Source organism: Kitasatospora griseola (assembly GCF_044999035.1).
GTDB lineage: Bacteria > Actinomycetota > Actinomycetes > Streptomycetales > Streptomycetaceae > Kitasatospora > Kitasatospora griseola.
Genome location: NZ_CP173360.1, coordinates 2,006,414 through 2,031,316, shown reverse-complemented (window position 1 = coordinate 2,031,316; position 24,903 = coordinate 2,006,414). Strand labels below are relative to the sequence as shown.

Genomic DNA, 24,903 nt, shown 5'->3' with positions numbered 1-24,903 from the left:
AAGCTGGTACGAGGATCGATCCAGGCGCTGACCTCGGGCGATCCTCGAACTCCCTTGGACGGGCGGCCTGCACACTCGGCCCCGACCGGCGGGAGGCGCCGTCGGCCGCAGTACGGCGGCCGGGCGGGCCCGCCATTGCCTGGGAGGAGGGCCGCAGTGAGGGTCGACGGGCTGTACGTGTCGGGGACCGGGGTGGAACTGCCGGTGCCGATGGCCGCGGAGGCGGCGCGGGACGCCGGGCTGTGCGACGACTGGACGGTGCGGCGCACCCGGATCCGCTCGGTGTGTGTGTCCGAGGAGCCGGGGCCGGAACTGGCGGTGCGGGCGGCCCGGCGGGCGCTGGCGGCGGCCGGGGCCGGACCCGACCGGATCGAGCTGGTGCTGCACGCGGACACCTACCACCAGGGCCACGACCTGTGGGCGCCCGCCTCGTACGTGCAGCGCGGCGCGGTCGGCAACGCCTGCCTGGCGGTCGAGGTGCGGCAGCTCTCGAACGGCGGGATGGCGGCGCTGGAGCTGGGCGCGGCGTACCTGCTCGCCGACCCGGAGCGGGATTCCGTGCTGATCACCACCGGCGACCGGTTCTGCCTGCCGGGCTTCGACCGGTGGCGGACCGACCCGGGAACGGTGTGCGGCGACGGCGGGACGGCGCTGGTGCTGTCCGCGCGGGGCGGCTTCGCCCGGCTGCTGAGCCTGGTGACGGTGTCGGCGCCGGAGCTGGAGAGCATGGGCCGCGGCGACGACCCGTTCGGGGACGCCCCGCTGACGGCCCGCGCGCCGATCAGCATCGAGGCCCACCGGGCCCACCTGCTGCGGGAGTTCGGCGCGGGTGCGGTGCTGGAGCGGCTGCAGGCCGGGCAGCGGGAGGCCTACCGGCGGGCGCTGAAGGAGGCCGGGCTGACGGCCGCCGACATCGACCGGTTCGTGCTGCCGAACCTGGGCCGCCCCAAGATGGACTTCCAGTTCTTCGAGCCGCTGGGGATCGACCCGGAGCGCACCACCTGGCCGTGGGGCAGCGGCGTCGGCCACCTCGGCGCGGGCGACCAGATCGCCGGCCTGGACCGGCTGGCGTCCACCGGCGCGCTGTCCGTCGGACAGACCTGCGTGCTGATCAGCGCGGGCGCCTCGTTCGCCTGGTCCGTCGCCGTGCTGCAGATCGTCGGCGACCCGGCCGGCGCCCCGTTCCCGCACCGCCCGTCCCCGCGAGGAGTCTGACCATGGACCGGATCCGTGACGCACTGCTGTCCGGCGAGCGCGACCGGGCGGCGCTGGCCGCGCTGCCGCTGCCGGAGCACTACCGGGCGGTGACCGTGCACCGCGACCAGGCCGCCATGTTCGAAGGGCTGGCCGGCCGCGACAAGGACCCGCGCAAGAGCCTGCACGTCGAGGACGTGCCGGTGCCCGAACTCGGCCCCGGCGAGGCCCTGGTGGCGGTGATGGCCAGCTCCGTCAACTACAACACCGTGTGGAGCTCGATCTTCGAGCCGGTCCCCACCTTCGGCTTCCTGGAGCGCTACGGCCGCACTTCCCCGCTCGCCCGCCGGCACGACCTGCCGTACCACGTGCTCGGCTCGGACCTGGCCGGGGTGGTGCTGCGCACCGGGCCCGGGGTGCACGCCTGGCACCCGGGCGACGAGGTGGTCGCGCACTGCCTGTCGGTGGAGCTGGAGCACCCCGACGGCCACGACGACACCATGCTCGACCCGGCGCAGCGGATCTGGGGGTACGAGACCAACTTCGGCGGCCTGGCCGAACTGGCCCTGGTGAAGGCCAACCAGCTGATGCCGAAGGCCGCCCACCTGACCTGGGAGGAGGCCGCCGCGCCCGGGCTGGTGCACAGCACCGCCTACCGGCAGCTGGTGTCCCGCAACGGCGCGGGCATGAAGCTCGGCGACGTGGTCCTGGTGTGGGGCGCGGGCGGCGGCCTCGGCTCGTACGCGACGCAGCTCGCGCTGGCGTCCGGGGCGACCCCGGTGTGCGTGGTGTCCGACCCGGGGAAGGCGGAGGCGTGCCGGGCCATGGGCGCCGAGCTGGTGATCGACCGGGCCGCCGAGGGCTACCGGTTCTGGAAGGACGAGCGGACCCAGGACCCGCGCGAGTGGAAGCGCCTGGGCGCGCGGATCCGCGAACTGACGGGCGGCCGCGACCCCGACATCGTGTTCGAGCACCCGGGCCGGGAGACCTTCGGGGCGAGCGTCTACGTGGCCCGGCGCGGCGGCACCGTGGTGACCTGCGCGGCCACCTCCGGCTACCTCCACGAGTACGACAACCGGTACCTGTGGATGCACCTGAAGCGGGTGGTCGGCTCGCACTTCGCGAACTACCGGGAGGCCTGGGAGGCCAACGAGCTGGTCCGGCGCGGGGTGGTGCACCCGACGCTGAGCCGCGCCTACCCGCTGGCCGAGGCCGCGCAGGCCGTCCACGACGTGCACCGCAACGTGCACCGCGGCAAGGTCGGCGTGCTGGCGCTGGCACCCCGGGAGGGCCTCGGCGTCACCGATCCGGGGCTGCGGGAGCGGCACGCCGGGGCCATCGACCGCTTCCGGGCCGGCTAGCCGGACATGCGGTACCTCCTCGGACTGGTCGTCAGGTACCTGATGCGGCCCGGCTGGCGGGCCCTGGTCGTCTACGGCGCGCTGCACGTCCCGCCGCCGCCGCTCGACCCCGACCCCGACGGCGGCGGGCCGCCCCCCGGGCACCCCGAACGGCTCTGCGCCGACCGGCCGCCCGATCGTCAGGAACGGCTGCTTTGGCGGCAGTTGACGGAGGACCGCTGGTTCGGGGACGGCCCGTGACCACGGGCGCGGGACCGGCCGGCGGCCTGCCCCCCGACAGCGTCCGGGGCGCCCGGGAGCAGATCACCGAGGCGGTCGCCGCCCTGCTCGTCCACGGCCGGGGGCTGGAGCTGGCCGCCTGGCTGATGCTCGACTCGGGCGAGAACGAGAACGAGCGCGAGGGCGAGAACGAGCGCGAGGTCGGCGGCGGGCGAGGGCACGGGGGCGAGGGCGCGAACGTGGGCGGCGGGGCGGACGGGCCGGGCCGCAGACGGCGGGGCGGACGGGCCGGGGCGCGGGCGGTGAAGAGAACGTGAACGCGGACGGAGCGCCGGGATCCCGGACGGTTCCGGGCCCCGGGTCGGGCTGACCGGCCCGCCCGTCGGGGCCCGCTGCACCGTCCGTCCGCCTCTCAAACCCCGATTTGCGGATCGATCGGTCCGCAGGGGCGGTCCGAAAGATGCCCTCCCGGGCCCGGTCGGGTCCGGACGGGTATCCGGCGGTCCATTCGGAAGGCCGTTCGGTGTCCGGCAATCGGTCCGAAACGCCGCCTTCTTATATTCGGTACCGCCGCGCCCCAACGTCGGGAAGTAATGAGGTTCCTGTGCTGAGTTTCCGCATTCTCGGGCCCTTGGAAGTCATGAACGACCACCGCTCCTGCGCCCCCACGGCACCCAGGACCCTTGCCACGCTCGCTCTGCTGCTCCTGCGCGCCAATCACGTGGTGCCGTTGGAGACGATCATCAAGGAGCTCTGGAACGACCAGCCGCCGCGCAGCGGCGCGACCACCGCCCAGACGTACATCTACCAGTTACGCCGCCTCATCGACGAGGAGACCGGCGGCGACGCCAAGCAGGTGTTGGTCACCAGAGCCCCGGGCTACCTGCTGTCCGTCGACCCCCAGCAGGTCGACCTCTTCCAGTTCCAGCGCCTCACCGCCGAGGCGCAAACCCTGCTGGAGGCGGGCCGCCCCGACCAGGCCGGGCCGAAACTCCGCCGGGCGCTGGACCTGTGGTCCGGCCCGCCGCTCGCCAACGTGGACGCCGGGCCGGTCCTGGAGGGCTACGTGGCCGCCCTGGAGGAGCAGCGCATGCAGACGCTGAACCTGCGGATCGAGGCCGACCTGCGGCTCGGCCGGCACCACCAGATGGTCGCCGAACTGCGTGCCCTGATCGTCGAGCACCCGTACAACGAGTGGTACCACAGCCTGCTGGTGTTCACGCTGGCCCGGATCGGCCGCCGACACGACGCGCTGCAGGCGTACGCCCGCACCCGCCGGGTGCTGTCCGAGGAGCTGGGCCTGGCCCCGTCGCACGAGTTGCGGCGGATCCAGCAGGCGGTGCTGCACGACCACGAGATCGAACCGCCGCAGCCGATCGCGCCTTCGATCGAGTCTCGAAGCGCGTGAGGCAGCCTCGGCACCCAGGCCGGGCGGGCCCGGCACCGACAGGAGGAGCAACCGCATGACCACCGATTCGAGCACCATCAAGGTCGACGCCGAACTGCGGGCGTCGGTCGAGCAGTTCTACGCGCACCACATGCAGTTGCTGGACGCCGGACGGATCCCCGAGTGGGCGTCGTTCTTCACCGAGGACGGCACCTTCGCGGTCGACTCGCACCCGGAGCCGGCCCGCGGCCGCGGCCAGATCACGGCCGGCGCCACCCGGACCGTGGAGCAGCTCCGCGGCCAGGGCATCGCCCGCCGGCACTGGCTCGGCATGGTCGACATCGCCCCGGCCGACGACACCACGGTCCGGGTGCGCAGCTACGCGCTGGTGTTCCAGATCACCGAGGCCGAGGGCGCCGCCGTGCGCTCCAGCACCACGTGCGAGGACGAGCTGGTCCGCGCGGGCGACTCCTGGCTGATCCGGGCCCGCACGGTGCGCCAGGACCGGCCGGCCTGACCCGGTCGGCCGACCTCACGCATCGTCGGCGCATCTAGCTCACGCCCTGGCCGTGGTCGGCGAACCGGACCGCCACGGCCGTCCCCGGCGGGGCCAGGAAACGGGCCAACTGCTCGCCGGCCTCCGTCAGTTGCTCGCGCACCCGGTCGCTCGGCGGGTTGAACGGCCGGACCGTGACGGTGCCGTCGTCGGCGCGCCAGGTCCCCTCGACCAGGCCGTCGACGAGGAACGAGCCGGGCACGATGCCGTTGCGCAGGAACAGGTGCGGGCGGTGCTCGTCGCGGATGATGCGGGCCCGCCGGGCGTGCGAGAGCACCACGTTGTCGAAGTCCGGCAGGAACCGGACCGGGGCCGGCACGTCCGGGTCCGGCCGGGGCGCGTCCGGCAGGTCGAGCAGCTCGCCGCCGTGCTCGTCGCGCAGCCGCAGCAGGCCCGGCATCGCGTCGGTGATCTCGCGCAGCCTGGTCAGTCCGCTCCAGGCCTGCACGTCGGCGACGGTGGCGGGTCCGAACGCGGCCAGGTAGCGGCGGATCACGGCGGGCAGTTCGGCGGCCTGCAGCGGCGCGCCGAGCCAGGACTCCGCGGTGGCGTAGCGGGTCGCGCCGCCCACGCCCCACACCGCGCGCGGCGGCACCTGGACCAGCGGCAGCCGGGCCCGGACGACGTCGCCGAGCTGTCGGGGGAGCACGCCGGGCAGGTGCTCGGCCAGCGCGTCGCCGATCTCCTTGGGCGTCAGTGCCTTCTCGTCGAGCAGCCGGCGGCCGCGGTCGGCGACCGCGTCCGGGTCGCCGACCGCGGCGGTCAGCTTGGCGGTGACGTACATCCGGTCGATCACCCGCTGCACCAGCGGCCGCAGGGCCAGGCAGTCCGCGGCGCTGACCAGGTGCACGGTGCCGCGGAACATCAGCAGCCGGACCACCGAGCGGTCCTCCAGCAGCCGGGCCAGGTCCTTGTGGTCGAAGGTGCGCAGCCTGGTCCACAGGCCGACGTAGGGCGGCCAGGGCGCCTGGGCCTGCATGCCCACCAGGTGCTCGATCATCTCCAGGGCCGTCAGCCCGGCCGGTTCGAGCAGGTGCTGGCGGTGCAGGGTGGCGCGGCCCAGCGCGCGGTCGGACATGACGGCCATACAGGTTCCCCGTTCGGGTGGTGGTCGGTCGGCTCAGGCCTGCTGGTAGCAGGCCGCCAGCCGGGCGTGCTTTTCGGCGAACTCGCGGCAGGCGTCCCGCAGTTCGGGGGGTTCGAGGACGGTGAACGGGGCCCCGAAGGACCCCAGCCACTCGGCGATGGCGGCCGGGGACTCGCCGTACAGCCGGGCGATGCAGGCGTCCGGCCCGTCCGCGGTCAGCCGGCCCCAGCCGGCCGGGATCCGCTCGGTCATCCGTTCGAGCGGGGCGTGCAGCCGCACCCTGGCGCTGGCCTGGGTGAACGCCTGGCGCAGCCCGGAGGACACGAAGGCCCGCGCCCCGCCCTCGGGCAGCGGGCGGGGGTCGAAGCGGGGCCCGGTGGGGCTCTTCAGTTCCATCCGGTCGATCCGGAAGGAGCGCCAGTCCGCCCGGTCCGGGTCCCAGGCGACCAGGTACCAGCGTGCGTCGACCCGCACCAGGCGGTACGGGTCGACCTCGCGCCGGCTCTCGGCGCCGCCCCGGGACCGGTAGTCGAACCTGACCCGTTCCCGGTGGTGGCAGGCCGTGGCGAGCTCGGAGAGCACCGCCGCGTCGACGGCCGCGGCCTGCGGCCGGTCCAGCACGTCGACCTGCAGGGCGTCCAGGCGGCGTTGGAGCCGGGACGGCATCACCTGGCGGAGCTTGGTGAGGGCCCGCAGGGCCGGCTCGGCGATCCCGATCACCGGACCGGTCGCCCCGGACTGCAGTCCGAGCGCCACGGCCAGCACCTCCTCGTCGTCGAGCAGCAGCGGGGGCATCTCGGCGCCCGCGCCCAGCTGGTAGCCGCCGCCGACGCCGATCCGGGCGTTGACGGGGTAGCCCAGGACGCGCAGCCGGTCGACGTCCCGGCGCAGTGTCCGGGTGGTGACGTCGAGCCGTTCCGCCAGTTCCGCCCCGGTCCACTCCCGACGGGTCTGGAGCAGGGACAGCAGTCGTAGCAGTCGTGACGAGGTCTCCCGCATTGCGCCACCCTAACGTCGATTCAGGACAGGAACGGTCCTACATTGCGGCGGGATCCGCCGCGGACGAACTGCGGTGCGGGGTTCGCCGATTGGTACCCGGATCCGGCCAATGGGGGACCGTCCGCGTCCTACATCTCTCCTACGGTCTCCCCCGGAAGCGCAGTGGCGGACCCGCAGGGCGGGATCCGCGGGCCCGGCCGCAGCGGCGGCGGGGTGACGAATCACCGGAACTGGATCGAGAGCAGATGGCGACGATGGAGAAAACGACGAGTACCGCCGCACCGCGGTTGGGCCTGATCCTGCTGGCGTGCTGTGTCGGGCAGTTCATGGTGGTGCTGGACGCGTCGATCGTGAACGTCGCGCTGCGGCCCATCCAGGACTCCCTGCACCTGGCGTCGAACAGCCTGCAGTGGGTGATCAACGCCTACACGATCGTCTTCGCGGGCTTCCTGCTGCTCGGCGGCCGGCTCGCCGACCTGTTCGGCCGCCGGCGGGTGTTCGCGATCGGCCTGGCGCTGTTCACCGTGGCCAGCCTGGTCGCCGGCCTGGCGGTCGACGAGACCACCCTGCTGATCTCGCGCGGCCTCCAGGGCCTGGGCGGCGCGGTGCTCGCGCCCGCCACCCTGACCGTGCTGTTCACCTCGTTCACCGACCCGGGCGGCAAGGCCAAGGCGTTCGGCACCTGGAGCGCGGTCGCGGCCGGCGGCGGCGCGATCGGCGCGCTGGTCGGCGGCGTGGTCACCCAGTGGCTGTCCTGGCGCTGGATCTTCCTGGTGAACGTGCCGATCGGCGCGGCGCTGATGGCGCTGCTGCTGGTGGCCGTCCCGGAGTCCCGCAACGAGCAGGCCGACCGCCGGATCGACACCACCGGTGCGATCGCCGTCACGGCCGGCCTGATGGCCGGGGTGTACGGCATCGTCGAGGCGCACGACAGGGGCTGGGGCTCCGCGACCACCCTGGTCTCGCTGATCGTCGGCGTCGCGCTGCTGGCCTTCTTCGTGCTCAACGAGGCCAAGTTCGCCAAGCAGCCGTTGGTGCCGCTCAGCATCTTCCGCAACCGCTCGGTGTCCGCCGCCAACGTGGTCTCCTTCACCACCAACGCGGCGCTGGTCGGCGTGCTGTTCCTGTTCACCCTGCTGATGCAGTTCGTCTACGGCTACGACTCGCTGCAGACCGGCCTGGCCTACCTGCCGCTGTCGCTGGCGATCGTCACCACGGCGCGCGGCGTCGCCCCGTCGCTGATCACCAAGCTCGGCCCCAAGCCGGTCCTGGTCGCGGGCACCGCGCTCTCGCTGGTCTCGCTGCTGTGGCTGTCCTTCTCGGTCGGCGGGGGCGGCTTCGTCAGCGACCTGCTCGGCCCCTCGCTGGTGTTCGGCGCCGGCCAGGGCATGGTGTCCTCCACCGTCACCATGGCGGGCACCGCCAAGGTCCCCTACACCCAGGCCGGTCTGGTCTCCGGCCTGCTGAACGCGAGCCGGCAGATCGGCGGCGCGCTCTGGCTGAGCGTGCTGGCCGCGGTGGTGGCCGGCTACGCGAACAGCCTGGTGCCGGGCGCCTCGGCGGACGGCTACGCCCGTGCCTTCCTGATCGCGGCGGTCTTCCCGCTGGCCGGTCTGCTGGCCGGCCTGGCCGTCCCCGGCGTCTCGCCGGAGGCACTGGCCGCGGCGAAGAACTGGTCGCAGCCCAAGAAGCCCGCCGCGAGCAGCGTCGGCGGCGACGCGGAGTAATCCCCCGGCTCCGCGGAGCGCGGCGGCCCGGCGGTGCGCAGGCACCGGCCGGGCCGCCGTGCTGTGTCCGGCCTCAGGCGCGGCGCAGTGGGCGGAAGAACTCCCGGATGTCGCCGACCAGTTGGGCGGGGGACTGGAGGGAGGCGAAGTGGCCGCCGGTCTCGTACCCGGTCCACCGGGTGATGGTGTGGGAGAGCTCCGCCAGGGGCCGCAGCACCCGGTCGCCCTGGAAGACCGCGACGCCGGTGGGCACCGGGCCGCGGGCGGGGCGGGGGCCCCAGGCGTCGGGCAGCATCTCCCGGTAGAGGCGGGCGGCGGAGCCGGCGGTGCCGGTCAGCCAGAAGATCGACACGTCGCTCAGCACGTCGTCCCGGCGGATCGGGCCCTGCTTGGTGCCGGTCGGGTCCCAGTCGACGAACCATTCGAGGTTCCAGGCGAGTTGGCCGACCGGTGAGTCGTTCAGCGCGTACGCCAGGGTCTGCGGCCGGGTGCTCATCTGGGTGGCGTAGCCGGACCGCCCCTGCCACCAGCGGCCGTTGCGTTCGGCCTGCGCCAGCTCGGGGCCGGACAGCGCCGCCCGGTCGTCGGGGCCGGTCAGGGTGGCGGCCCCGACCAGGGCGTTGACGTGGACGCCGAGCAGCCGGTCGGGGGCGATCCGGCCGACCTCGGGGGCGACCAGGCTGCCGAAGTCGCCGCCCTGGGCGCCGTAGCGCGGGTAGCCGAGCCGTTCCATCAGTTCGACCCAGGCCCGGGCGGTGCGCCTGACGCCCCACCCGGGTTCCCGGGTCGGGCCGGAGAAGGCGAAGCCCGGGACGGACGGGGCGACCACGTGGAAGGCGTCGGCCCGGTCGCCGCCGTGCGCGACCGGGTCGGTCAGCGGCCCGAGGACGTCCAGGAAGTCGTACACGGTGCTCGGCCAGCCGTGCGTCACCAGCAGCGGCACCGCGTCGGGTTCGACCGAACGGGCGTGCAGGAAGTGGACGTTCTGGCCGTCGATCGTGGTGGTGAACTGCGGCACCGCGTTGAGCCGGGCCTCGTGCCGGCGCCAGTCGTACCCGGTGCGCCAGTACTCGGCCAGGTCGGCCAGGTAGTCCCGGTCGACGCCGTACGACCAGCCGACGCCGGGCAGCGCCTCGGGCCAGCGGGTCCGGGCGAGGCGGTCGTCGAGGTCGTCCAGCGCGGACTGCGGGACATCGATCCGGTAGGGGTGAATTGCGGTCACCTGGGCAGCATGTCCGGAATGGGTGACCCCGGCTGTCCGCCTTCGCCCGGCCCCCGGACAGATTGCCTCGAACGGGTGAAGCGACGGGGACCTCGCGGGCGAGGTCCCGGGCCGCTCCACCCGTGCTCGGGTCAGCCGGCCGCGCCGACCGTCACCGGGCCGTCCCAGTCGATGTGGTGCTCGTGCATCCACAGCGTCCGCTTGCCGTCCACCTGCGGCTTCCGGAAGGTCCGGGCGATGAAGTAGTTGCGCAGCGCGGCCCGCACACCGCCGCTCAGGTTGCCCTCGATGTTGCGCTTGCCCTGCGCGACGACCGCCTCCACCCGGGCCCGCCGGGCCCGTTCGAAGGCGCGGAAGGCCTGGTCGGTCCCGGGTTGGTCGCGCAGGCACTTGGCGAGCACCACCGCGTCCTCCATGGTGATGGACGCGCCGGAACCCGAGGTCGGGGACGCCGCGTGCGCCGCGTCGCCGATCACCACCATGCCGTCCCGGTGCCAGCGGGTCAGCGAGGGCAGGTCGCAGTTCAGGAACGGGGCGGGCAGTTCGGGGGTGGCCCGGATGATGTCGGCGACCGGCATCCGGTCGGCCCGCACCAGCTCCAGCAGTTCGCTCCGCCAGGCCTCGCCGCCGCGCAGCGCCGCAGGGTCGGGCCGGACCGCCTGCGGCGGGTTGGCGTACCAGCGCAGTTCGCCGCCCGGGGCCTGGGTGTACATGAAGAAGCAGTGCCTGCCGAAGAACATCCGGATGATCCCGGGCGCCTCGCCGGACGGGTAGTCGGGCACGAAGCCCCAGGCGTTCAGCACCCCGACGTAGCGCGGCCGGGGCGCGGCCGGGTCGATGATCTCCCGGACCCGGGAGTGCAGGCCGTCCGCGCCGATCAGCAGGTCGCCCTCGGCGCGGGTGCCGTCGGCGAACTCGGCGCGCACCGTGCCGCCGTCGCGGCGGGCGTCGACGATCCGCCTGCCGTACTCGATCGGTATGCCGCGCCGCTCGGCCTCGGTGCGCAGCGCGATGTACAGGTCGGAGCGTTCCACGGTGGTGTTGCCGGTGCCCCGGACCAGGTCGAAGGGGATGTCGCCGGACAGCCGGCGGCCGTCGTGCCGGTAGAACGCCATGCCCGGGGTGTCGAAGCCGACCTTGCGGACCAGGTCGGCCAGGCCGAGGCAGTCCGCCGCGTCCAGGCCGTTGGGGGCGATGTTCATGAACGCCCCGACGCCGTCCGCGGTGCGTTCGTACGCCTCGTACACGGTGCTCTCGAAGCCGGCCTTCTGCAGGGCCATCGCCACGACGGGGCCGGCGATGCCGGCGCCGATGATCAGCGCGCGCGCCATCTGGTGGTCACCTCTGTTCGGGGAGCGGGCGGGCGACGGCGTCGACCGCGGGGACGGGAGGGGCCGCTGTTCTCACCAGGTCACGGGGAGGGCGGCCAGCCGGTAGACGAAACCGCCGTCGCGGACCGTGACCTGCTCCTCCGGGACGGCGATGCGCAGGTCGGGGAGCCGGCGGGCGAGTTCGGTGAACACCAGCCGCAGTTCCAGCCGGGCCAGGTCGGCGCCCAGGCACAGGTGTCGGCCGAAGCCGAACGCGAGGTGCCGGTTGCGCCCGGCGCGGGTCGGGTCGAACGTCTCCGGGTCCTCGAACACCTCCGGGTCCCGGTTGGCCGCGGCGGTGGCCGGGTACACGCCGTCGCCGGCCGCGATCGCGCTGCCGCCGATCTCCAGGTCGGCGGCGGCGACCCGGGCGGTGGTCAGATCGGTGACGGTCAGGTAGCGCAGCAGCTCCTCGACGACGTCCTCGGCGAACGCCTCGTCGGTGGCCAGCGCCCGGAAGTGCTCCGGGTGCCGGAGCAGCGTCAGGACGCCCAGCGAGATCATCGAGGCCGTGCTGTCGTGCCCGCCGTTGAGCAGCAGCCGGGTCAGGTGGACGGTCTCGGTCAGGCCCAGCTGCGGGTTGCGTCGGATGATCCGCCCGATCATGTCGTCGCCGGGCTTCTCCAGGCGGTCGGCGACGTACTGCTCGAAGTAGTGGTCGAGGAAGGAGATCGCGGCGTGCCGCTGCTCGGGGGTGCGGGCCGCGTCGAACATGCCGCGGGTGGCGTCGTGCAGGCCGTCCAGGTCCTGCGGCGGTATCGCCAGCAGTTCGCCGATGACGGCGAGCGTCAGCGGCTGCGCGAAGTCGGCGGCCAGGTCGCCGGGGGCGCCCTTGGCGACGAACCGGTCCAGGTGCTCGGTCACCAACTGCTGCACCCGCGGGTGCATCGCGCGCACCCGCTGCAGGGTGAACTCGGCCTTCACCATCCGCCGGTACGCGGTGTGCTCGGGCGGGTCCATGCCCAGCAGCGAGCCGTTGGTCCGCATCGCCGGGGGGATGGCGATCGGGGACGGGTACCCCGGGTGGGTCCGGTCGTTGCTCAGCCGGTCGTCGTTCAGCGCGTTCTTCACGTCCTCGTACCGGGTCACCACCCAGGCGTCCCCGCCGGCCGCCAGCGGCAGCCGCGGGACGCTCCCGTCGGCGCGCAGCCGCGCGTACTCCTCCGGGACGGCGAACGGACAGGGCCGGGCGAACGGGAACGTCGCGCTCTCCTCCGGTGCACCGGTCACGATGTGTGCTCCTGACGGTCATGGGTTCGGTCATGGCGGCGGCACTCCGCCCGGGACGACTCGCCCGGCGTTCGGAGCGGGCCCAGCCTGTCCTACCCCCTTCGAGCCTGATTCGAATCCGTTTCGCCGCCGCCCCCCGGTGGGCCCGCACGGTCTCAGGACGGCGCCATGGTGAGTCCGTCGGCGGCGGCGCCGCGGCTGAGGACGATCGTCCGGATGTGGTCCAGCGCCCGGGCGAGGTCGGTGCGGTCCGGGTGGCGGCGGGCCGCCGCGGCGAGGTCGAGGACCCGGTAGGGCGGGCCGTCCATCAGCTGGGGGAGGAACTCGGCCCTGGTGACCGTCCAGCGGCGGCCGGGCCCGGCGGGCGGCGAGAAGGTGAACCTGGCGATCGAGCTCCAGTTGCCGCGCGGGTCCTCGGCGCCCGTGTAGTCGTACATCCGTCCGGCGATCTGGTCCCCCATGCCGTAGACGGTCCAGGTGCCGTTGACCTTCTCGTACGCCTGGGGGATGTGCGCGTGGGTGCCGAGGATCAGGTCGACGTCGGGTGCGTCGGGCTGCTGTTCGGCGGTCAATTCACGGGTGAGGGTGAGCTGTTGGTCGTTCGGCTCGTCCTGCCACTCGGTGCCCCAGTGCATGCTGACCACGACGATGTCCGCGCCGGCCCGGCGGGCGGCCCGCGCGTCGGCGAGGATCCGGTCCCGGTCGATGAGGTTGACCGCCCAGGGCTGTCCCGGCGGCAGCGGGATGTCGTTGGTGCCGTAGGTGTAGGCGAGTTGGGCGACGGTGGCGCCGTGCACCCGCAGCAGGGCCGGGGCGCCGGCCTCGTCGGCGGTGCGGGCCGAGCCGGTGTGCGCCAGGCCCGCCGCGTCCATGGCGTCGAGGGTCCGGCGGATGCCGTCGGGGCCGTCGTCGAGGGTGTGGTTGGACGCCGTGTCGCACGAGGTGTAGCCGGTGTCCTTGAGGGCGCGGGCGAGCTGCGGGGGAGACTTGAAGGTCGGCCAGCCGGTGAACGGCCCGCCGTCGGCCCCGGACACGGTCTCCAGGTGACAGATGGCCAGATCCGCGGCGCTCACCACCGGCTCGACGTCCGCGAGCATCGGGGAGAAGTCGTAGCCGTGGCCGCCGGCGTCGTCCGCGGCCTGCCGGATGATCTCGGCGTGCGGCAGGACGTCGCCCGAGGCGAGCAGCGTGAACGGCCGCGGTCCGGCGGGGGAGACGGCCGCCGTGCTGCGGGCGGGCTGCGGGCGGGCCTGCGGCGACGGCGGCGGGGCGCCGCACGCCGCGAGGGCCGTGAACAGCGCGGCAGCCGTCGTCAGGGCCCGCAGGCGCATCGTGGAGCCTCCTCGCAGCCGGGGAACCCGGGCGGGCCCCCGACCAGGCAAGTGGCCGCTCGGCCGCGGCGGGCCGCCACACGGCGAGCGGGTCGCCCGGCCGCACCAGCAGGAACCCCCGGGCGGCCGAACTCGCCGGCGTTCCCTATGCCACCGGGCTCGGACCGGTGGCGTGCTCGTGCTTCCTGGGGCCGGGGACGACGTGCTTGCGCAGCAGCCACGCCATGTCGTTCGCGAACAGGGACCGGGCGGCGCCCCGGTCGATCCCCGGTACCCGGTGGCCCTCGGGCAGCGCGGAGGCCGGGAAGCTCTCGCCGTCGCCGAGCGCGAGCGCGCTCACGTAGAGGTTGCCGAGCGCCCGTCGCACGGACCGCCGCACCGTCTCCCACTGCGGGTAGGCCGTCAGCTCGGTGGTGAACGGGTCCAGCAGCGCAGGACGCCGGAACGGCAGCCCGGCGGCGGTCGCCGACGCGCCGAGGACGTCGACCCACTCGGCCACGGTCAGCGCGGACGGGCCGGCGGTGGCCCAGTGCTCGCGGGGCAGCGGCGCGCCCTCCACGGCCAGGCGGGCCAGCGCGGCGACGGCCGCCGCGACGTGGTCGCGGGGGACCATGTCCACCCGCTGCTCGGGCCGGCCGAAGATCGCCGGCAGCCCGGAGGCGACGAACATCATGATCCGGTGCATGTTCTGCAGCTCGGGCATCGCCCCGTCCGGCGAGTCGCCCATGATGATCGACGGGCGGACGATCGACCAGGGCTGCGTGCAGGACCGGATCCGCTCGTCGGCGGCGGCCTTCGACCGGTGGTAGGCGGACGGCCGTGACGAGCACACCGCGCCGACCGAGTCCTCCCTGGCGGCCTGCGTGTGACGCCCCGCGAAGGCCGTCGAGGCGTAGATCAGCGGGCAGCCGGCCGTCTCGGCGAGCGCGACCATCTCCGCCGCGCCGCCCTCGTTGACCGCGTGCAGGTCGTCGGCGGAGGCCGTGTAGCGGACGTTGCCGGCCAAGTGGACGATCACGTCGGCCTGTTGGGCGAGTTCCTTGAAAGCGGGGCTGTCCAGGCCCAGCTGTGGAGCCCGCAGGTCGATGCCGACCTGTCGGTACGGCAGATCGATCGGGCGGCGTCCGGTCAGGGCCACGATGTCGAACGACTTGGCCATGGCCGGAACCACGGCCGAGCCGAGGACTCCTGAGATCCCGGTGACCAGGGCGACGGGTCGCATGAAGGGTGCTCCGCTTCTTTCGTTGTCTTTCGTTGTCACGGCTCGACGCCGTCACATGCCGAGGCGTAAGGCGCGGCTCGGTTCGTGCTGGTGCAGGCCGAGGAAAAGGTTCCGGGCCGTCTCGACCAGGAGTTCGCCCGGCAGGTTCTTCCGGTGGAAGACCGAACACCGGACGGTCGTCCCGGTGGTGGCGAACGACACGTAGGCGTCGAGCGCGAGCGAGGAGGGGGCGGAGTGCGCCATGGCGGCGCCGATCAGCCGGGCGTCCCCGATTTCCAGGTGCGGGAGAGTCGCGGAACTCGCGGTCAGCCCGACGTTCACGATGACCGGCCGGGCCGCTCTCCTGGCGAGGGCATTCGGCAGGCCGGCGAGAACGGCCCGTCGGGTGTCCCGTTCGTTCGTCCGACGGGCATTGCCCGCCTGTCTGCGGACGCTCCGGAGCGCGTCGTCCGGCGACAGCGGATTCCCGGTCGGAATCCTGAGCAGATATCCGGCCGTGAAATTCCCGGGCGTGTACCGCTCGGAAGGGCGCCGGGTCGACATCGGGACGAGCAGCGTCGGGTGGCGCATGCCGACGGCCCGGACGGCGCGGGCGAGGGTGGCCAGGCACAGGTCGTTCACCGTGACGCCACGGCTCTCCGCGGCCGCCGCGAGGTGCGACCGGTCGAGGTCCCTGAAGTGCCACCGCAGCGGCGTCGGGGAGCCCCCGGCCGCGTCCGCCGCCGGGCCCTCCCGGGTGGCGCGGACGTCCCTGGCGATGTTGACCACCGCCCGCGCGGTCGGTCGGCGGCGGGGACGGAGCCCCAGGGGTTCGTCCCGCGGATCGCCCAGCAGGGCCTGGAGGTTCTGGATCATGCCGACCCCGTCCTGGAGGGCGTGATTCGCGCGGTAGATCACCGTGAACCGCTGCGCGTCGTACCCGGAGAGGAACAGCAGGTCCCACTGCGGGGCCGGTTCGGCCGGGAACGGGCGGTCGAAGAGCTCGGTGACCGCGACCCGCAGGGCATCCTCGTCGGCGAGGTCCGGCCGGTGGGAGAAATCGACCGACGCGGCCTGCGCGGCGGCGCTCCACCTTCTCGATTTCGCGGAATCCGGGAAGGTGAGGCCCAGAGCGGGGAGTTCCGCCGCGCGCTCGCGAAGATGTTCGCGCAGAGCGGCCGCTTCGGGAAGGCGTCCGGTGAACTCCAGGACGAATCCGGCGATCAGGCCGGGGGACAGGCCGAGGAACACCTGGTCCACCGGGCCGATACGTCGCACACGCCGTTGCCGCGGCATTGTCATGGTGACCCTGGACTCTCTGCTGGTGCGAGGTGTTTGTGCGAGCTGCTCGTGCGAGCTGTTGGTGCGAGCTGTTCGTGCGAGGGGAAGGACGGCCGCCGTTGCGCACCGGTCGAGATCCTGCCCCGGCGAAATGTCGGATGCCAGGCTGATCACGCGATCGAGTGATCTATCGGTCGATCCGACAACAAGGTGGACGGGCGGCAGGGTATTTCCCGAGGTGACGCAGTCGGCGAGGCCGGGCGCGGCTGCCGTTCCCGCCGCTCCTGCGCGGCCTTCCGACCGGTGACGGGATTCCGGTCTAGTGGCGCTCCATCATCGCTCCACCGGGCGGCGGAAGCATGGAACGCCCGCCCGGTCATGCGTCCTTGGGAGCGGCAATGACGGATCGCATCATGGACACCACCACCGCCGCAGCGCGTCATGCGGCGGTCGAGACGGCGTACGGGGATCCGTGGGACAGAGCCAACCCGACCGGCTTCGCGGCCCTGCTCGACGCCGACGAGCGCGCCGAACTTCCGCGGGCCGCCGTCGAGTTGTACCACCGTCTCGGCATGAACGCGGAGTACGTGCCGGCCCCGCTGGGCGGCAGCCTGGAGCAGATCGACACCCTCGGGCTGATGCTGCGCCCGCTGTTCCGCCGCGACGCCACGCTCGCCGTCGGCGAGGCGCTGACCTCGCTGATGGGGGCGATGGTGGTGTGGCTGCTGGGCGACGCCGGGCAGCAGCGGCGCACCGCCCGGATGCTGCTCGACGGCGGCCAGGCCACCGTCGCTTACCAGGAGTTCAAGCACGGCAACGACTTCGTCGCCGACGAGTTCCGGGTCCGGCGCGCCGCCGACGGCACCCTGCTGCTCGGCGGGCGCAAGGCCGCCGTCAACAACGCCGACCGCGCCGGGCTGATGCTCAGCTACGCCCGCACGGTCGGCCCGCAGGACCCGGAGGACGGCTACTCGCTGCTGCTGCTGGAGCCCGGTGCGATGCCCGCCGCGTCCTGCGAACGGCTGCCGCGCTACCGCACCGAGGGCACCCAGGGCCTGCAGGTCTCCGGACTGCGGTTCCAGGACTGCCCGGCGCCGGCCGGCGCGCTGGTCGGGGAGTGGGGCGACGGCATCACGCTCGGCCTGCGGGCCCTCCAGGTGAACTCCGCCGCCGTGCCGTCGATGATCCTCGGCATGGCGGACACCGGGCTGCGCACCGCCATCCGGTTCGCCGTCGGCGGTTCGGTCCACAACAGCCCTGCCAAGCTGTCCGGTTCGGCCCGCGGGGCGATCGCCGGAGCCCTGGTCGACCTGCTGGCCTGCGACAGCATCGCGCTCGCCGCGACCCGCGCGCTGCACGTGCTCCCCGAGGAGTGCAACGTGCTGGCCGCCGCCGCCAAGTACCTGGTCCCCAAGATCGTGGGGGAGACCTTCTACCGGCTCTCGGCGCTGATGGGCGACGCCTTCCACACCCGCAGCGGCGAGCACGCCATCTTCCAGAAGCACGTCCGGGACCTGACCATGGTGAGCTTCGGCCACGTCAGCAGCGCGGTCTGCCAGGCCACCATCGCGCCCTTCCTGCCCCGCCTGCTCGCCCACGACTGGCCGGCCGAACTCGCCGCCCCCGCCGAGCTGTTCCGCACCGACGGCACGCTGCCGCCGCTGGCCTCCGAGCGGCTCGCCGCGTTCGGCGGCCGGGACGGACTGATCGGCTGGATCGCCCGCTGCCGCCAGGAGCGGCGGGCGGCTCCGCCCGGCGACCCCGACGCCCCGCTGCTGCGCCTGCTCTCCGACCAACTGGCGCTGTTGGAAGCCGAGTTGTCCGCGATCCGGGAGGGCTGCCCGGCGCTGGACGGCCCCGACGGACGGTTCGTCACCGACACCTCGGCGTTCCCGCTCACCGACCGCTACGCCCTGCTGCTGGTCGCCTGCGCCTGCCTGGGCGTCTGGCGGTGCGCCGACCCCGGCTCCTTCCTGGCCGGCCCCGGTTGGCTGGTGGCCGCGCTGGACCGACTGCTTCGGCGGCTCGGCCACGCCGGGCCCCGGGTGCCGGATGCCGTCACGGCCGAGCTCGCGGCCGAGGCGCTGCGCCGCGCCCGCGGCGCGGTCGGCTACGACCTGTACGCACTGGAGCTGGCCGGATGAGCGGCGGCGCCGACCTGGTCTTACCACCGCGGCTGGTCACCGGAGCCGACGGCCCCTGGGAGCCCGTCCGCGCCGACCTCGACCGGCACGGCGTCGCCCTGGTCTACAGCCGGCTGGCCGACTGGCCCGCCCCGCCGGGCGGCGAGGACGAACTGCGGCGGCTGCTCGGCCGCGACTGGGCCCGCTACCGGGAGCTCGCCGGGCGCCCGAACGCCGACCGGTTCCGCGCCACCCGCCTGCTGCTCAAGCACGTCGCCGCCACCGCGGTGGGCGCCCACCCGCACGAACTGGAGCTCGCCTACGGCCTCACCGGGCGACTCTACGTGCGCGGCTGCGACCAGATCGACCTCAACCTCAGCCACACCAAGGACGTCGCGCTGGTGGGCATCACCTCGCTCGGCCTGATCGGCGTCGACCTGGAGCACGAGGGGCGCCGGGTGCACGGCAGCGGCATCGAGCCGGTCATGTGCACCCCCGACGAACTGCGCCGCCTCGCCGCCGCCCCCGAGTCGGAGCGCAACCTCCAACTGCTGCGCCGCTGGACGCTCAAGGAGGCCTACACCAAGGCGCTCGGCCAGGGCCTGGCGTTCCGGTTCTCGCACTTCGGCTTCGACCTGCCGGACTCCTGCGGCCGGGCCCGGCTGCTGCACCCGGAGGGCGACCCGGTGGACGAGCACTGGTGGACCTTCCACACCCAGCGGTTCGCCGACGGCTTCCTCGCCGGGGCCGCCGTCCGCGACGACGGCCGCGGCCGCAACCTCGACACCGGACTCGCCACCGCCCTCGACCGCCGCACCGTCCAGGTGCTCTGGGAGCGGCAGTCGGCGGCCCACCAGCCGCCCGGCGGCGACTGACGAACACTCACGCACGACCAGCAACGGGGGAGAACAACCGTCATGACCAGCGCAGTACCCAGCCGCATCCGCGTCGAGGTCCTCGGTCCGTTCGCGATCAGCGTCGACGGCCGCTCAGTGGTGCCCACCGCCAGCAAACCGCGCACCGTGCTGGCGCTGCTGAGCGTCCGGCCCGGCCAGGTGGTGCCGGCGTCGACGCTGATCCGCGAGCTCTGGTCCGGCCGCCCGCCGGCCAGCGCCGCCGCCACCCTGCAGACCTACGTCTTCCAGCTGCGCCGGAGGCTGCGCGGCGCCGGCCTGTCCAGCCGCCTGATCAGCACCGTGCGCGGCGGCTACCGCCTGGGGCTGCGGCCGGAGGCCTTCGACGTCCACGAGTACCACTCGCTGGCCGCGCTCGGCGACCGCGCCGCCGCCCTGGGCGCGCACGAGGACGCGGCCCGGCTGCTCCGCGAGGCCCTGCGGCTGTGGCGCGGCCCCGGCGCCCTGCTCGACGTGGAACGCGGCCCGGCCCTCGAACCGGAGGCCCAGCAGCTGGAGTTGAGCCGCTCGGCGCTGACCGGGCGCCGCATCGACGCGGAGCTCGCGATCGGCCGGCACGCCGAACTCCTCGGCGAACTGGCCGCGCTGACCGTCCAGGACCGGATGAACGAACGCCTCTGCGCCCAGCAGATGATCGCGCTCTACCGCTCGGGCCGCCGCCTCGACGCGCTGAGCACCTTCCAGCGCCTGCGCGCCGACATGGTCGCCGAACTCTCCGTCGAACCCGGCCCCGAGCTCCAGGAACTCCACCGCGCCGTCATCGACTCCGTCCCGGCCCTGGACCGCTTCACGGCGCCGATGCAGCTGCTGCCGCGCTGAGCAGCCCCGACCACCCTGGCGCGGGGACCCGCCGCTCACGGGCGCCGGCCCCGTCAGGCACCGCGTCGACCGCGGGCGTCGAGGTGCTCGGGGCGCGGCGCCCGGGGCACCCGCGGCAGCGTCGCCAGCATGTCCAGCAGCGACCGGGGGGTGTCGGCGTCCTCCAGCAGGTCGCGGGGCACCGTCAGCCCGAACTCCCGCCCGATCCTGGTCAGCAACTGGGCCACCGTCAGCGAGTCGTGGCCCAGTTCGTACAGCGGTACGTCCAGGTCGTCCGGCCCGATCGGGCCGCCCGGCTCCGCACCGCCGCACTCGCGCAGCAGGCGGGACAGCGCCGCCACGTCGATCAGTTCGTCGGCCATCGGTGCTCCCTCTCTCCCGGTGGCTCCCCGCCCGCGGCGCGGAGCGGATGTCCGCCCGTCCGGGGCCGCCGATGCTCGGAATCGGCCGCCCCGGTCAGCCGGTGCTTCGGATCGCCTCGAAGTCGAGGCGATGGCCGCTCAGCCAGAGGCCGGCGGCGGCGGACAGCGCGGCCCGCTGGTCGTCCGCGCCGCTGCCGGGCCGGGCCCGCAGCGCGCTGAAGGTCCGCGCGGCCGCCGGATGGCGGCGGACCAGGGCGCCGAGCCCCGGCCCGGGGCCGGTCTCCACGCACGCCCAGTCGCCGTCCGCGAACAGCGCGTCCAGCGCGTCGCGCAGCCGTACCGGGGTGGCCGCGAGGCCGGTCCAGTGGAGCCGGTCCCGGGCCGCGTCGACGGGCAGCCTGGCGCCCACCGACGGGGAGTAGAGCGGCAGTCGGGGCGGTCGCAGGGCGGTGACGGGCAGCCGCTCGGCCACCCTGGCGCAGGCCTCGGCCAGGTGCGGGGTGTGGTAGGCCGCCTCGGTGCGCACCGGCAGGCACTCGTACCCGGCGCCGGCCAGCCGGTCGGCGGTGTCGGCCAGGGCGTGCCCGGGGCTGGCCAGCACCGTCTGGTCGGGGCCGTTCAGGGCGGACACCGCGACCCCGTCGGTCAGTTGCCCGCGCACCTCCTCGACGCCGGCGGCCACCACCAGCATCCCGCCGGGAGCCAGCGCGGCGGCCTCCTCGGCCAGCAGCGCCAGCAGCCGTACCGCGTCCTCCAGCGCCATCACGTCGGCCAGCACGGCGGCGACCAGTTCGCCGATCCCCTGGCCGAGCAGCGCGGCCGGGCGCACCCCCCAGCCGACCAGCAGCCGGGCCAACGCGTAGTCCACGGCGAACAGTTGGACCAGGGAGTGGTGGATCCGGGCGGCGCGCTCCGCGCCGAACGCGTCCCGGCGGGTGCGGGCGGAGGGTTCGGCCAGCCAGTCCTCGCGGGCGCCGCGGCCGGCCAGGCCGAGCACCTCGTCGGCGGCCCGGGTGAAGACCGGGTCCCACGCGTACAGGCCGCGGGCCATCCGGGGCCGCTGGGCGCCCTGGCCGGGCAGCAGCAGCACCACCGGCGGCGGCGCGGCGCCGACCTGCCGGACCTGCGCGGCCCTCGGCGACGGCGCCGACGGGCCCGGCTCGCCCAGCAGCGCCAGCGCCTCGGCGCAGTCGGCGGCCACCACCGCCCCGCGCACCGGCCCCGGTTCGGCCTGCCCCCAGGCCTGCGCCACCTGCGCGAACCCGGACTCGCCGCGGGCCCGCAGCCAGCGCCGCAGCGAGCGCCGGACGTCCTGCTCGCCCTGCGGGTCGGCCGCCGACCAGACCATCAGCCGGGGACGCCGGGCGGCGCCCCGGTCCGCCGCCACGGGTGCGGGGCCGCTGAGGCCGCCGCCGCGGACGATCTGCATGACCCTGCCCCCCCGCCTTCGGTCAACCGGTCAGTTCGTGGGCCGGCGCCCAGCGTCCGACGCCGTCCAGTTCGGGCGAGGACTCCAGGATCGCCCGCTGGAGGTGCTGCAGCCGGGCCGACGGCTCCAGCCCGAACTCCTCGATCAGGGTGGCGCGCAGCCGCTGGTAGATGTCCAGGGCGCGCCACTGCCGGCCGCACCGGTACAGCGCGATCATGTGCAGCGCGTGCAGGTTCTCGTGCCAGGGGTGCTCGGCGGCCAGCACGGCCAGCTCGCCGAGGAGCGTGTGGTGGCGGCCGAGGCGCAGGTCCGCCTCGATGCGGCGCTCCAGGATGCCCAGCCGGGTCTCCTCCAGCCGCATCACCTCGATCGCCAGCCGCGGCCCGGTCTGCACGTCGGCCAGCACGGGGCCGCGCCAGAGCGCCAGCGCGGAGCCGAGCAGCCGGGAGGCGGCCTCCGGGTCGTTGGCCTCCTGGGCCCGGCTGCCGGCCGCCGCCAGCCGCTCGAACTGCTGGACGTCGGTCTCCTCGCCGCGCAGGTCCAGCAGGTAGCCGTTGTAACGGGTGGCCAGCACGGTCTTGGCGCCGGCCGCCGGGTCGGCGTGGTCCTGGGCGGCGAGCGCCCGCTGCACCTGGCGCCGCAGCTGCAGGATGTAGGTCTGCAGGGTGGTGGCCGCGCTCCGGGGCATCGAGTGGTCCCAGAGCTCCTCCATCAGCGAGGTCACCGGGACGACCTGACCCGCCGAGAGTGCCAGCAGGGCCAGGATCTGACGGGGCTTGGCGGCGCTCGGCGCGACCGATCTGCCGTCCTCGGTGGCCTCGAACTCGCCCAAGACGCGGACCTTCATGATGGCGGTACCCCCTGTGTTCCCACGATCTTGGGATCTCATTCTCGAAGGCGGGGAAGCCTTCCGGACAGTGTCAGGGTCACGGAAAAACCGTGACTCCGTCACAGGTGCACCCGGTCGCCGGTCACGACCCCGACGGGCCGTCACGGGCCGGGCCGCCGGTCTTGAGCAGGTCTCTAGCACCAGCACCGACCCTTCCTCCACGACTATTCACGAAGGAGGCGGCACCGTGCCGTTCCGCGTCTTCCTCCACCTGGCCGCCCTGTCGGCCGGGCTCTTCGCCGGCTTCTGCTTCTGCTACGCGGTCGTCGTCACGCCCGCCCTGGAACGGCTGGACGACGAGGCGTACGTGACGACGATGCGCCGACTCAACGAGGCGGTGCCGGGCGTGCTGTTCTTCCTGGTGATCGTGGGTTCGGTGGCCTGGCCGCTGGCCGCGTTCCTGGTCCGCACGCCGTGGCGCGGCGCCGACACCCGGGTCTGGCTGATCGGTGCGGCCGCGCTGCTCTCCCTCACCGCCTTCGTGGTCTCGCTGGCCGTGGAGGTGCCGATGAACACCCAGCTGGCCGACGCGGTCACCACCACCGCGGACCAGTTCCACCAGGCCCGGGCGGCCATCGAGCACTCCTGGAACAACTGGCACGTGGTGCGCACCGTCTGCGCGGTGCTCTCGACGGTGCTCCTGGTCGGCGCCTGCCTGACCCCGGACCGGGCCGGCAGCGCCCAGCCCGCGGCGCCGAGCACCGCACCCGTCCGAAGCAAGTGAACGACGCCCCGTCAATCCGAAAGGGCCGAGCGGCCATGCGACTTATCGACCTCTCCGCACCGGTGGACGCCTCCGGCTGGGAACCCGAGCCGGTCAAGCACACGGTGATGTCGGCCGCCGAGGGCGCCCGGCACATGACCGACGGCATGCGCGAGAACTTCGGCATCGACCTGCGCCCCGAGGAGCTGCCGGGCGGCGAGTTCCTCACCAACGACATGCTCTACCTCTCCTCGCACACCGGCACCCACGTGGACGCCCCCGCGCACTACGGCACCCGCGCCGACGGGCAGGTGGCCCGCACCATCGACGAAATGCCGCTGGACTGGTTCGACCGGCCCGCGTTCGTGCTGGACGTCCGGGACACCGCGGGCCGCACCGTGGACGCGGCCGCCGTGGAGCTGGCCCTGAAGGCCATCGACTACCGGCCGCAGCCGATGGACATCGCGCTGTTCCGCACCGGCGCCGCCGAATGGGCCGGCAGCCAGCGCTACTTCACCGACTTCATCGGCCTGGACGGCTCGGCCGTGCGGTACCTGATGGACCTGGGGGTGCGGGTGATCGGCACCGACGCGTTCAGCCTGGACGCCCCGTTCGGCGCCATCATCGAGAAGTACCGGGCCACCGGCGACCCCGGCGTGCTCTGGCCGGCGCACTTCGCCGGCCGGGAGCGCGAGTACTGCCAGATCGAGCGGCTCTCCAACCTGGAGGCGCTGCCCGCGCCGCACGGCTTCTCGGTGACCTGCTTCCCCGTCAAGATCCGGGGCGGCGGCGCCGGTTGGACCCGCGCGGTGGCCAGGGTCGCCGACCCGGAGTGACCCGGCGGCCGACGCCGGCGGCGACCTGGTGACTCCCCGCGCACGTGTGCCCGGTACGGCTCCGAGCCGTACCGGGCACACGTGCGTGCGCAGGCGGTCGTCAGTCGCGCGGCGGCAGGTCGTCGCGCAGCACGTGCCGGCTGCGGATCCGCCAGCCGCCGTCCGGCTGGCGCACCAGCACGTCCTGGCAGGACGTCATGCAGTAGATGCCGGTGGGCTGTCCGGGCAGCGTGGTGAAGACCGCGACGTAGGAGCGGGTGCGCACCACCGTCGCCGCCTCGTCCTCGGGCTCGACGGCGAGCATGGTCATCACGTGCCGGCGGGTGACGCCGGTGGGCCTGCGGGCCTCCTCGGCGGCCAGGGTGGCCGTCTCGATCGTCTCCCGCCCGCGGACCGGCGCCGGGAGGGCGTTGCTGTCGAACTCGCCGTCCTCGGTGAAGCCGAGCGCCCAGGTGCGGGCGTCGCCGCCGTCCACGGCCTGCATGTGGCGGGCGTAGAACTGCTGGATCGCGATGTACAGCTGGGCGTCGGCGCTGCTGCTCAACGGCGCGACGGGGCTGAACAGGTCGGTCATGGGGGCTCCTCGCCGGATGGGTGTGCGGATGCAGGGCGAGGGTGCCAGCCGGTTCTGGAGCCGCAGCGGAGCCGGGGCGGCTCCGGCGT

General features: G+C 74.0%; 24 protein-coding genes. 12 read left to right on the top strand and 12 right to left on the bottom strand.

From position 1 onward, the window contains the following. The first annotated feature begins 156 nt into the window (after positions 1-156). The 6 genes from ACI1MP_RS09250 to ACI1MP_RS09225 all read left to right on the top strand — a co-directional run bounded on the left by ACI1MP_RS09250 (position 157) and on the right by ACI1MP_RS09225 (position 4,678). On the top strand, positions 157-1,215 hold the full coding sequence (locus ACI1MP_RS09250) for a ketoacyl-ACP synthase III family protein (RefSeq protein WP_380342212.1): 1,059 nt from the start codon (positions 157-159) through the stop codon (positions 1,213-1,215). A gap of 2 nt (positions 1,216-1,217) precedes the next feature. Next, complete coding sequence (gene ccrA / locus ACI1MP_RS09245) at positions 1,218-2,555, top strand: crotonyl-CoA carboxylase/reductase (protein WP_043910465.1); 1,338 nt, start codon at positions 1,218-1,220, stop codon at positions 2,553-2,555. 6 nt (positions 2,556-2,561) lie between these two features. Beyond that, positions 2,562-2,795, top strand: a complete 234-nt coding sequence (locus tag ACI1MP_RS09240) for a DUF6059 family protein (protein WP_380342208.1) — start codon at positions 2,562-2,564, stop codon at positions 2,793-2,795. Continuing rightward, on the top strand, positions 2,792-3,091 hold the full coding sequence (locus ACI1MP_RS09235) for a hypothetical protein (RefSeq protein WP_404868301.1): 300 nt from the start codon (positions 2,792-2,794) through the stop codon (positions 3,089-3,091). The genes ACI1MP_RS09240 and ACI1MP_RS09235 overlap by 4 nt, the downstream gene beginning before the upstream one ends. A 323-nt stretch (positions 3,092-3,414) precedes the next feature. Beyond that, positions 3,415-4,182 (top strand): BTAD domain-containing putative transcriptional regulator, encoded by a 768-nt coding sequence (locus ACI1MP_RS09230; RefSeq protein WP_404870781.1) that lies wholly within the window; start codon positions 3,415-3,417, stop codon positions 4,180-4,182. Positions 4,183-4,237: 55 nt separating this feature from the next. Continuing rightward, complete coding sequence (locus ACI1MP_RS09225) at positions 4,238-4,678, top strand: nuclear transport factor 2 family protein (protein ID WP_380342203.1); 441 nt, start codon at positions 4,238-4,240, stop codon at positions 4,676-4,678. Between the two features lie 34 nt (positions 4,679-4,712). On the opposite strand, the gene ACI1MP_RS09220 is transcribed toward ACI1MP_RS09225, so the two are convergent. Together ACI1MP_RS09220 and ACI1MP_RS09215 are read right to left on the bottom strand one after the other, a co-directional pair. Then, the gene (locus ACI1MP_RS09220) at positions 4,713-5,804 is read right to left on the bottom strand and encodes a winged helix DNA-binding domain-containing protein (RefSeq protein ID WP_404868300.1); all 1,092 of its coding nucleotides are present in this window, start codon (positions 5,802-5,804) and stop codon (positions 4,713-4,715) included. A 33-nt stretch (positions 5,805-5,837) separates the two neighbouring features. Further along, the gene (locus tag ACI1MP_RS09215) at positions 5,838-6,803 is read right to left on the bottom strand and encodes a helix-turn-helix transcriptional regulator (RefSeq protein ID WP_380342197.1); all 966 of its coding nucleotides are present in this window, start codon (positions 6,801-6,803) and stop codon (positions 5,838-5,840) included. A gap of 254 nt (positions 6,804-7,057) precedes the next feature. Here ACI1MP_RS09215 and ACI1MP_RS09210 point away from each other — a divergent pair, with 254 nt between their 5' ends. Further along, on the top strand, positions 7,058-8,530 hold the full coding sequence (locus ACI1MP_RS09210) for an MFS transporter (protein WP_404868299.1): 1,473 nt from the start codon (positions 7,058-7,060) through the stop codon (positions 8,528-8,530). A gap of 73 nt (positions 8,531-8,603) precedes the next feature. On the opposite strand, the gene ACI1MP_RS09205 is transcribed toward ACI1MP_RS09210, so the two are convergent. From ACI1MP_RS09205 to ACI1MP_RS09180, 6 genes are all read right to left on the bottom strand, one after another. Beyond that, positions 8,604-9,752, bottom strand: coding sequence for an epoxide hydrolase family protein (locus tag ACI1MP_RS09205; RefSeq protein WP_404868298.1), 1,149 nt, complete (start codon positions 9,750-9,752; stop codon positions 8,604-8,606). A 131-nt stretch (positions 9,753-9,883) separates the two neighbouring features. Beyond that, complete coding sequence (locus ACI1MP_RS09200) at positions 9,884-11,083, bottom strand: FAD-dependent oxidoreductase (protein ID WP_380342189.1); 1,200 nt, start codon at positions 11,081-11,083, stop codon at positions 9,884-9,886. Positions 11,084-11,155: 72 nt separating this feature from the next. After that, entirely contained in the window at positions 11,156-12,352 is a 1,197-nt protein-coding gene (locus tag ACI1MP_RS09195; RefSeq protein WP_380342186.1) for a cytochrome P450, read from the bottom strand. Between the two features lie 155 nt (positions 12,353-12,507). After that, complete coding sequence (locus ACI1MP_RS09190) at positions 12,508-13,683, bottom strand: CapA family protein (RefSeq protein WP_404868297.1); 1,176 nt, start codon at positions 13,681-13,683, stop codon at positions 12,508-12,510. 145 nt (positions 13,684-13,828) lie between these two features. Continuing rightward, a complete protein-coding gene (locus ACI1MP_RS09185; protein ID WP_380342180.1) occupies positions 13,829-14,905 on the bottom strand; it encodes an SDR family oxidoreductase in 1,077 nt (358 codons plus the stop codon). 51 nt (positions 14,906-14,956) lie between these two features. Continuing rightward, positions 14,957-16,144, bottom strand: coding sequence for a wax ester/triacylglycerol synthase domain-containing protein (locus ACI1MP_RS09180; protein WP_404868296.1), 1,188 nt, complete (start codon positions 16,142-16,144; stop codon positions 14,957-14,959). A 419-nt stretch (positions 16,145-16,563) separates the two neighbouring features. Between ACI1MP_RS09180 and ACI1MP_RS09175 the strand changes: the two genes are divergently transcribed. Genes ACI1MP_RS09175 through ACI1MP_RS09165 form a run of 3 tightly spaced genes read left to right on the top strand, consistent with a single transcriptional unit; the run spans position 16,564 to position 20,021 of the window. After that, complete coding sequence (locus ACI1MP_RS09175) at positions 16,564-18,309, top strand: acyl-CoA dehydrogenase (protein WP_380342176.1); 1,746 nt, start codon at positions 16,564-16,566, stop codon at positions 18,307-18,309. Continuing rightward, positions 18,306-19,163: a 4'-phosphopantetheinyl transferase family protein gene (locus tag ACI1MP_RS09170; protein WP_380342173.1), complete on the top strand. Its 858-nt coding sequence runs from the start codon at positions 18,306-18,308 to the stop codon at positions 19,161-19,163. Before ACI1MP_RS09175 ends, ACI1MP_RS09170 begins: the two co-directional genes overlap by 4 nt. A gap of 42 nt (positions 19,164-19,205) precedes the next feature. Beyond that, positions 19,206-20,021: a BTAD domain-containing putative transcriptional regulator gene (locus ACI1MP_RS09165; RefSeq protein ID WP_404868295.1), complete on the top strand. Its 816-nt coding sequence runs from the start codon at positions 19,206-19,208 to the stop codon at positions 20,019-20,021. Between the two features lie 53 nt (positions 20,022-20,074). On the opposite strand, the gene ACI1MP_RS09160 is transcribed toward ACI1MP_RS09165, so the two are convergent. The 3 genes from ACI1MP_RS09160 to ACI1MP_RS09150 all read right to left on the bottom strand — a co-directional run bounded on the left by ACI1MP_RS09160 (position 20,075) and on the right by ACI1MP_RS09150 (position 22,659). Next, a complete protein-coding gene (locus ACI1MP_RS09160; protein WP_043910482.1) occupies positions 20,075-20,383 on the bottom strand; it encodes an acyl carrier protein in 309 nt (102 codons plus the stop codon). A 94-nt stretch (positions 20,384-20,477) separates the two neighbouring features. Next, positions 20,478-21,812 (bottom strand): acyltransferase domain-containing protein, encoded by a 1,335-nt coding sequence (locus ACI1MP_RS09155; RefSeq protein WP_404868294.1) that lies wholly within the window; start codon positions 21,810-21,812, stop codon positions 20,478-20,480. 22 nt (positions 21,813-21,834) lie between these two features. Beyond that, complete coding sequence (locus ACI1MP_RS09150) at positions 21,835-22,659, bottom strand: AfsR/SARP family transcriptional regulator (protein WP_043910483.1); 825 nt, start codon at positions 22,657-22,659, stop codon at positions 21,835-21,837. A 229-nt stretch (positions 22,660-22,888) separates the two neighbouring features. Here ACI1MP_RS09150 and ACI1MP_RS09145 point away from each other — a divergent pair, with 229 nt between their 5' ends. Then, the gene (locus ACI1MP_RS09145) at positions 22,889-23,425 is read left to right on the top strand and encodes a DUF1772 domain-containing protein (protein ID WP_404868293.1); all 537 of its coding nucleotides are present in this window, start codon (positions 22,889-22,891) and stop codon (positions 23,423-23,425) included. Between the two features lie 35 nt (positions 23,426-23,460). Beyond that, complete coding sequence (locus ACI1MP_RS09140; RefSeq protein ID WP_100586134.1) at positions 23,461-24,240, top strand: cyclase family protein; 780 nt, start codon at positions 23,461-23,463, stop codon at positions 24,238-24,240. A gap of 100 nt (positions 24,241-24,340) precedes the next feature. On the opposite strand, the gene ACI1MP_RS09135 is transcribed toward ACI1MP_RS09140, so the two are convergent. Continuing rightward, positions 24,341-24,814 (bottom strand): nuclear transport factor 2 family protein, encoded by a 474-nt coding sequence (locus ACI1MP_RS09135; protein ID WP_043910485.1) that lies wholly within the window; start codon positions 24,812-24,814, stop codon positions 24,341-24,343. Between the last annotated feature and the right edge of the window lie 89 nt (positions 24,815-24,903).

What these genes read in the sequence shown, in the direction of transcription:
- ccrA (WP_043910465.1), top strand. Translation starts at nt 1,218, where the DNA reads ATGGACCGGATCCGTGACGCACTGCTGTCCGGCGAGCGCGACCGGGCG.
- ACI1MP_RS09240 (WP_380342208.1), top strand. Translation starts at nt 2,562, where the DNA reads ATGCGGTACCTCCTCGGACTGGTCGTCAGGTACCTGATGCGGCCCGGC.
- ACI1MP_RS09230 (WP_404870781.1), top strand. Translation starts at nt 3,415, where the DNA reads ATGAACGACCACCGCTCCTGCGCCCCCACGGCACCCAGGACCCTTGCC.
- ACI1MP_RS09225 (WP_380342203.1), top strand. Translation starts at nt 4,238, where the DNA reads ATGACCACCGATTCGAGCACCATCAAGGTCGACGCCGAACTGCGGGCG.
- ACI1MP_RS09220 (WP_404868300.1), bottom strand. Translation starts at nt 5,804, where the DNA reads ATGGCCGTCATGTCCGACCGCGCGCTGGGCCGCGCCACCCTGCACCGC.
- ACI1MP_RS09215 (WP_380342197.1), bottom strand. Translation starts at nt 6,803, where the DNA reads ATGCGGGAGACCTCGTCACGACTGCTACGACTGCTGTCCCTGCTCCAG.
- ACI1MP_RS09210 (WP_404868299.1), top strand. Translation starts at nt 7,058, where the DNA reads ATGGAGAAAACGACGAGTACCGCCGCACCGCGGTTGGGCCTGATCCTG.
- ACI1MP_RS09200 (WP_380342189.1), bottom strand. Translation starts at nt 11,083, where the DNA reads ATGGCGCGCGCGCTGATCATCGGCGCCGGCATCGCCGGCCCCGTCGTG.
- ACI1MP_RS09190 (WP_404868297.1), bottom strand. Translation starts at nt 13,683, where the DNA reads ATGCGCCTGCGGGCCCTGACGACGGCTGCCGCGCTGTTCACGGCCCTC.
- ACI1MP_RS09185 (WP_380342180.1), bottom strand. Translation starts at nt 14,905, where the DNA reads ATGCGACCCGTCGCCCTGGTCACCGGGATCTCAGGAGTCCTCGGCTCG.
- ACI1MP_RS09175 (WP_380342176.1), top strand. Translation starts at nt 16,564, where the DNA reads ATGACGGATCGCATCATGGACACCACCACCGCCGCAGCGCGTCATGCG.
- ACI1MP_RS09170 (WP_380342173.1), top strand. Translation starts at nt 18,306, where the DNA reads ATGAGCGGCGGCGCCGACCTGGTCTTACCACCGCGGCTGGTCACCGGA.
- ACI1MP_RS09165 (WP_404868295.1), top strand. Translation starts at nt 19,206, where the DNA reads ATGACCAGCGCAGTACCCAGCCGCATCCGCGTCGAGGTCCTCGGTCCG.
- ACI1MP_RS09160 (WP_043910482.1), bottom strand. Translation starts at nt 20,383, where the DNA reads ATGGCCGACGAACTGATCGACGTGGCGGCGCTGTCCCGCCTGCTGCGC.
- ACI1MP_RS09155 (WP_404868294.1), bottom strand. Translation starts at nt 21,812, where the DNA reads ATGCAGATCGTCCGCGGCGGCGGCCTCAGCGGCCCCGCACCCGTGGCG.
- ACI1MP_RS09150 (WP_043910483.1), bottom strand. Translation starts at nt 22,659, where the DNA reads ATGAAGGTCCGCGTCTTGGGCGAGTTCGAGGCCACCGAGGACGGCAGA.
- ACI1MP_RS09140 (WP_100586134.1), top strand. Translation starts at nt 23,461, where the DNA reads ATGCGACTTATCGACCTCTCCGCACCGGTGGACGCCTCCGGCTGGGAA.
- ACI1MP_RS09135 (WP_043910485.1), bottom strand. Translation starts at nt 24,814, where the DNA reads ATGACCGACCTGTTCAGCCCCGTCGCGCCGTTGAGCAGCAGCGCCGAC.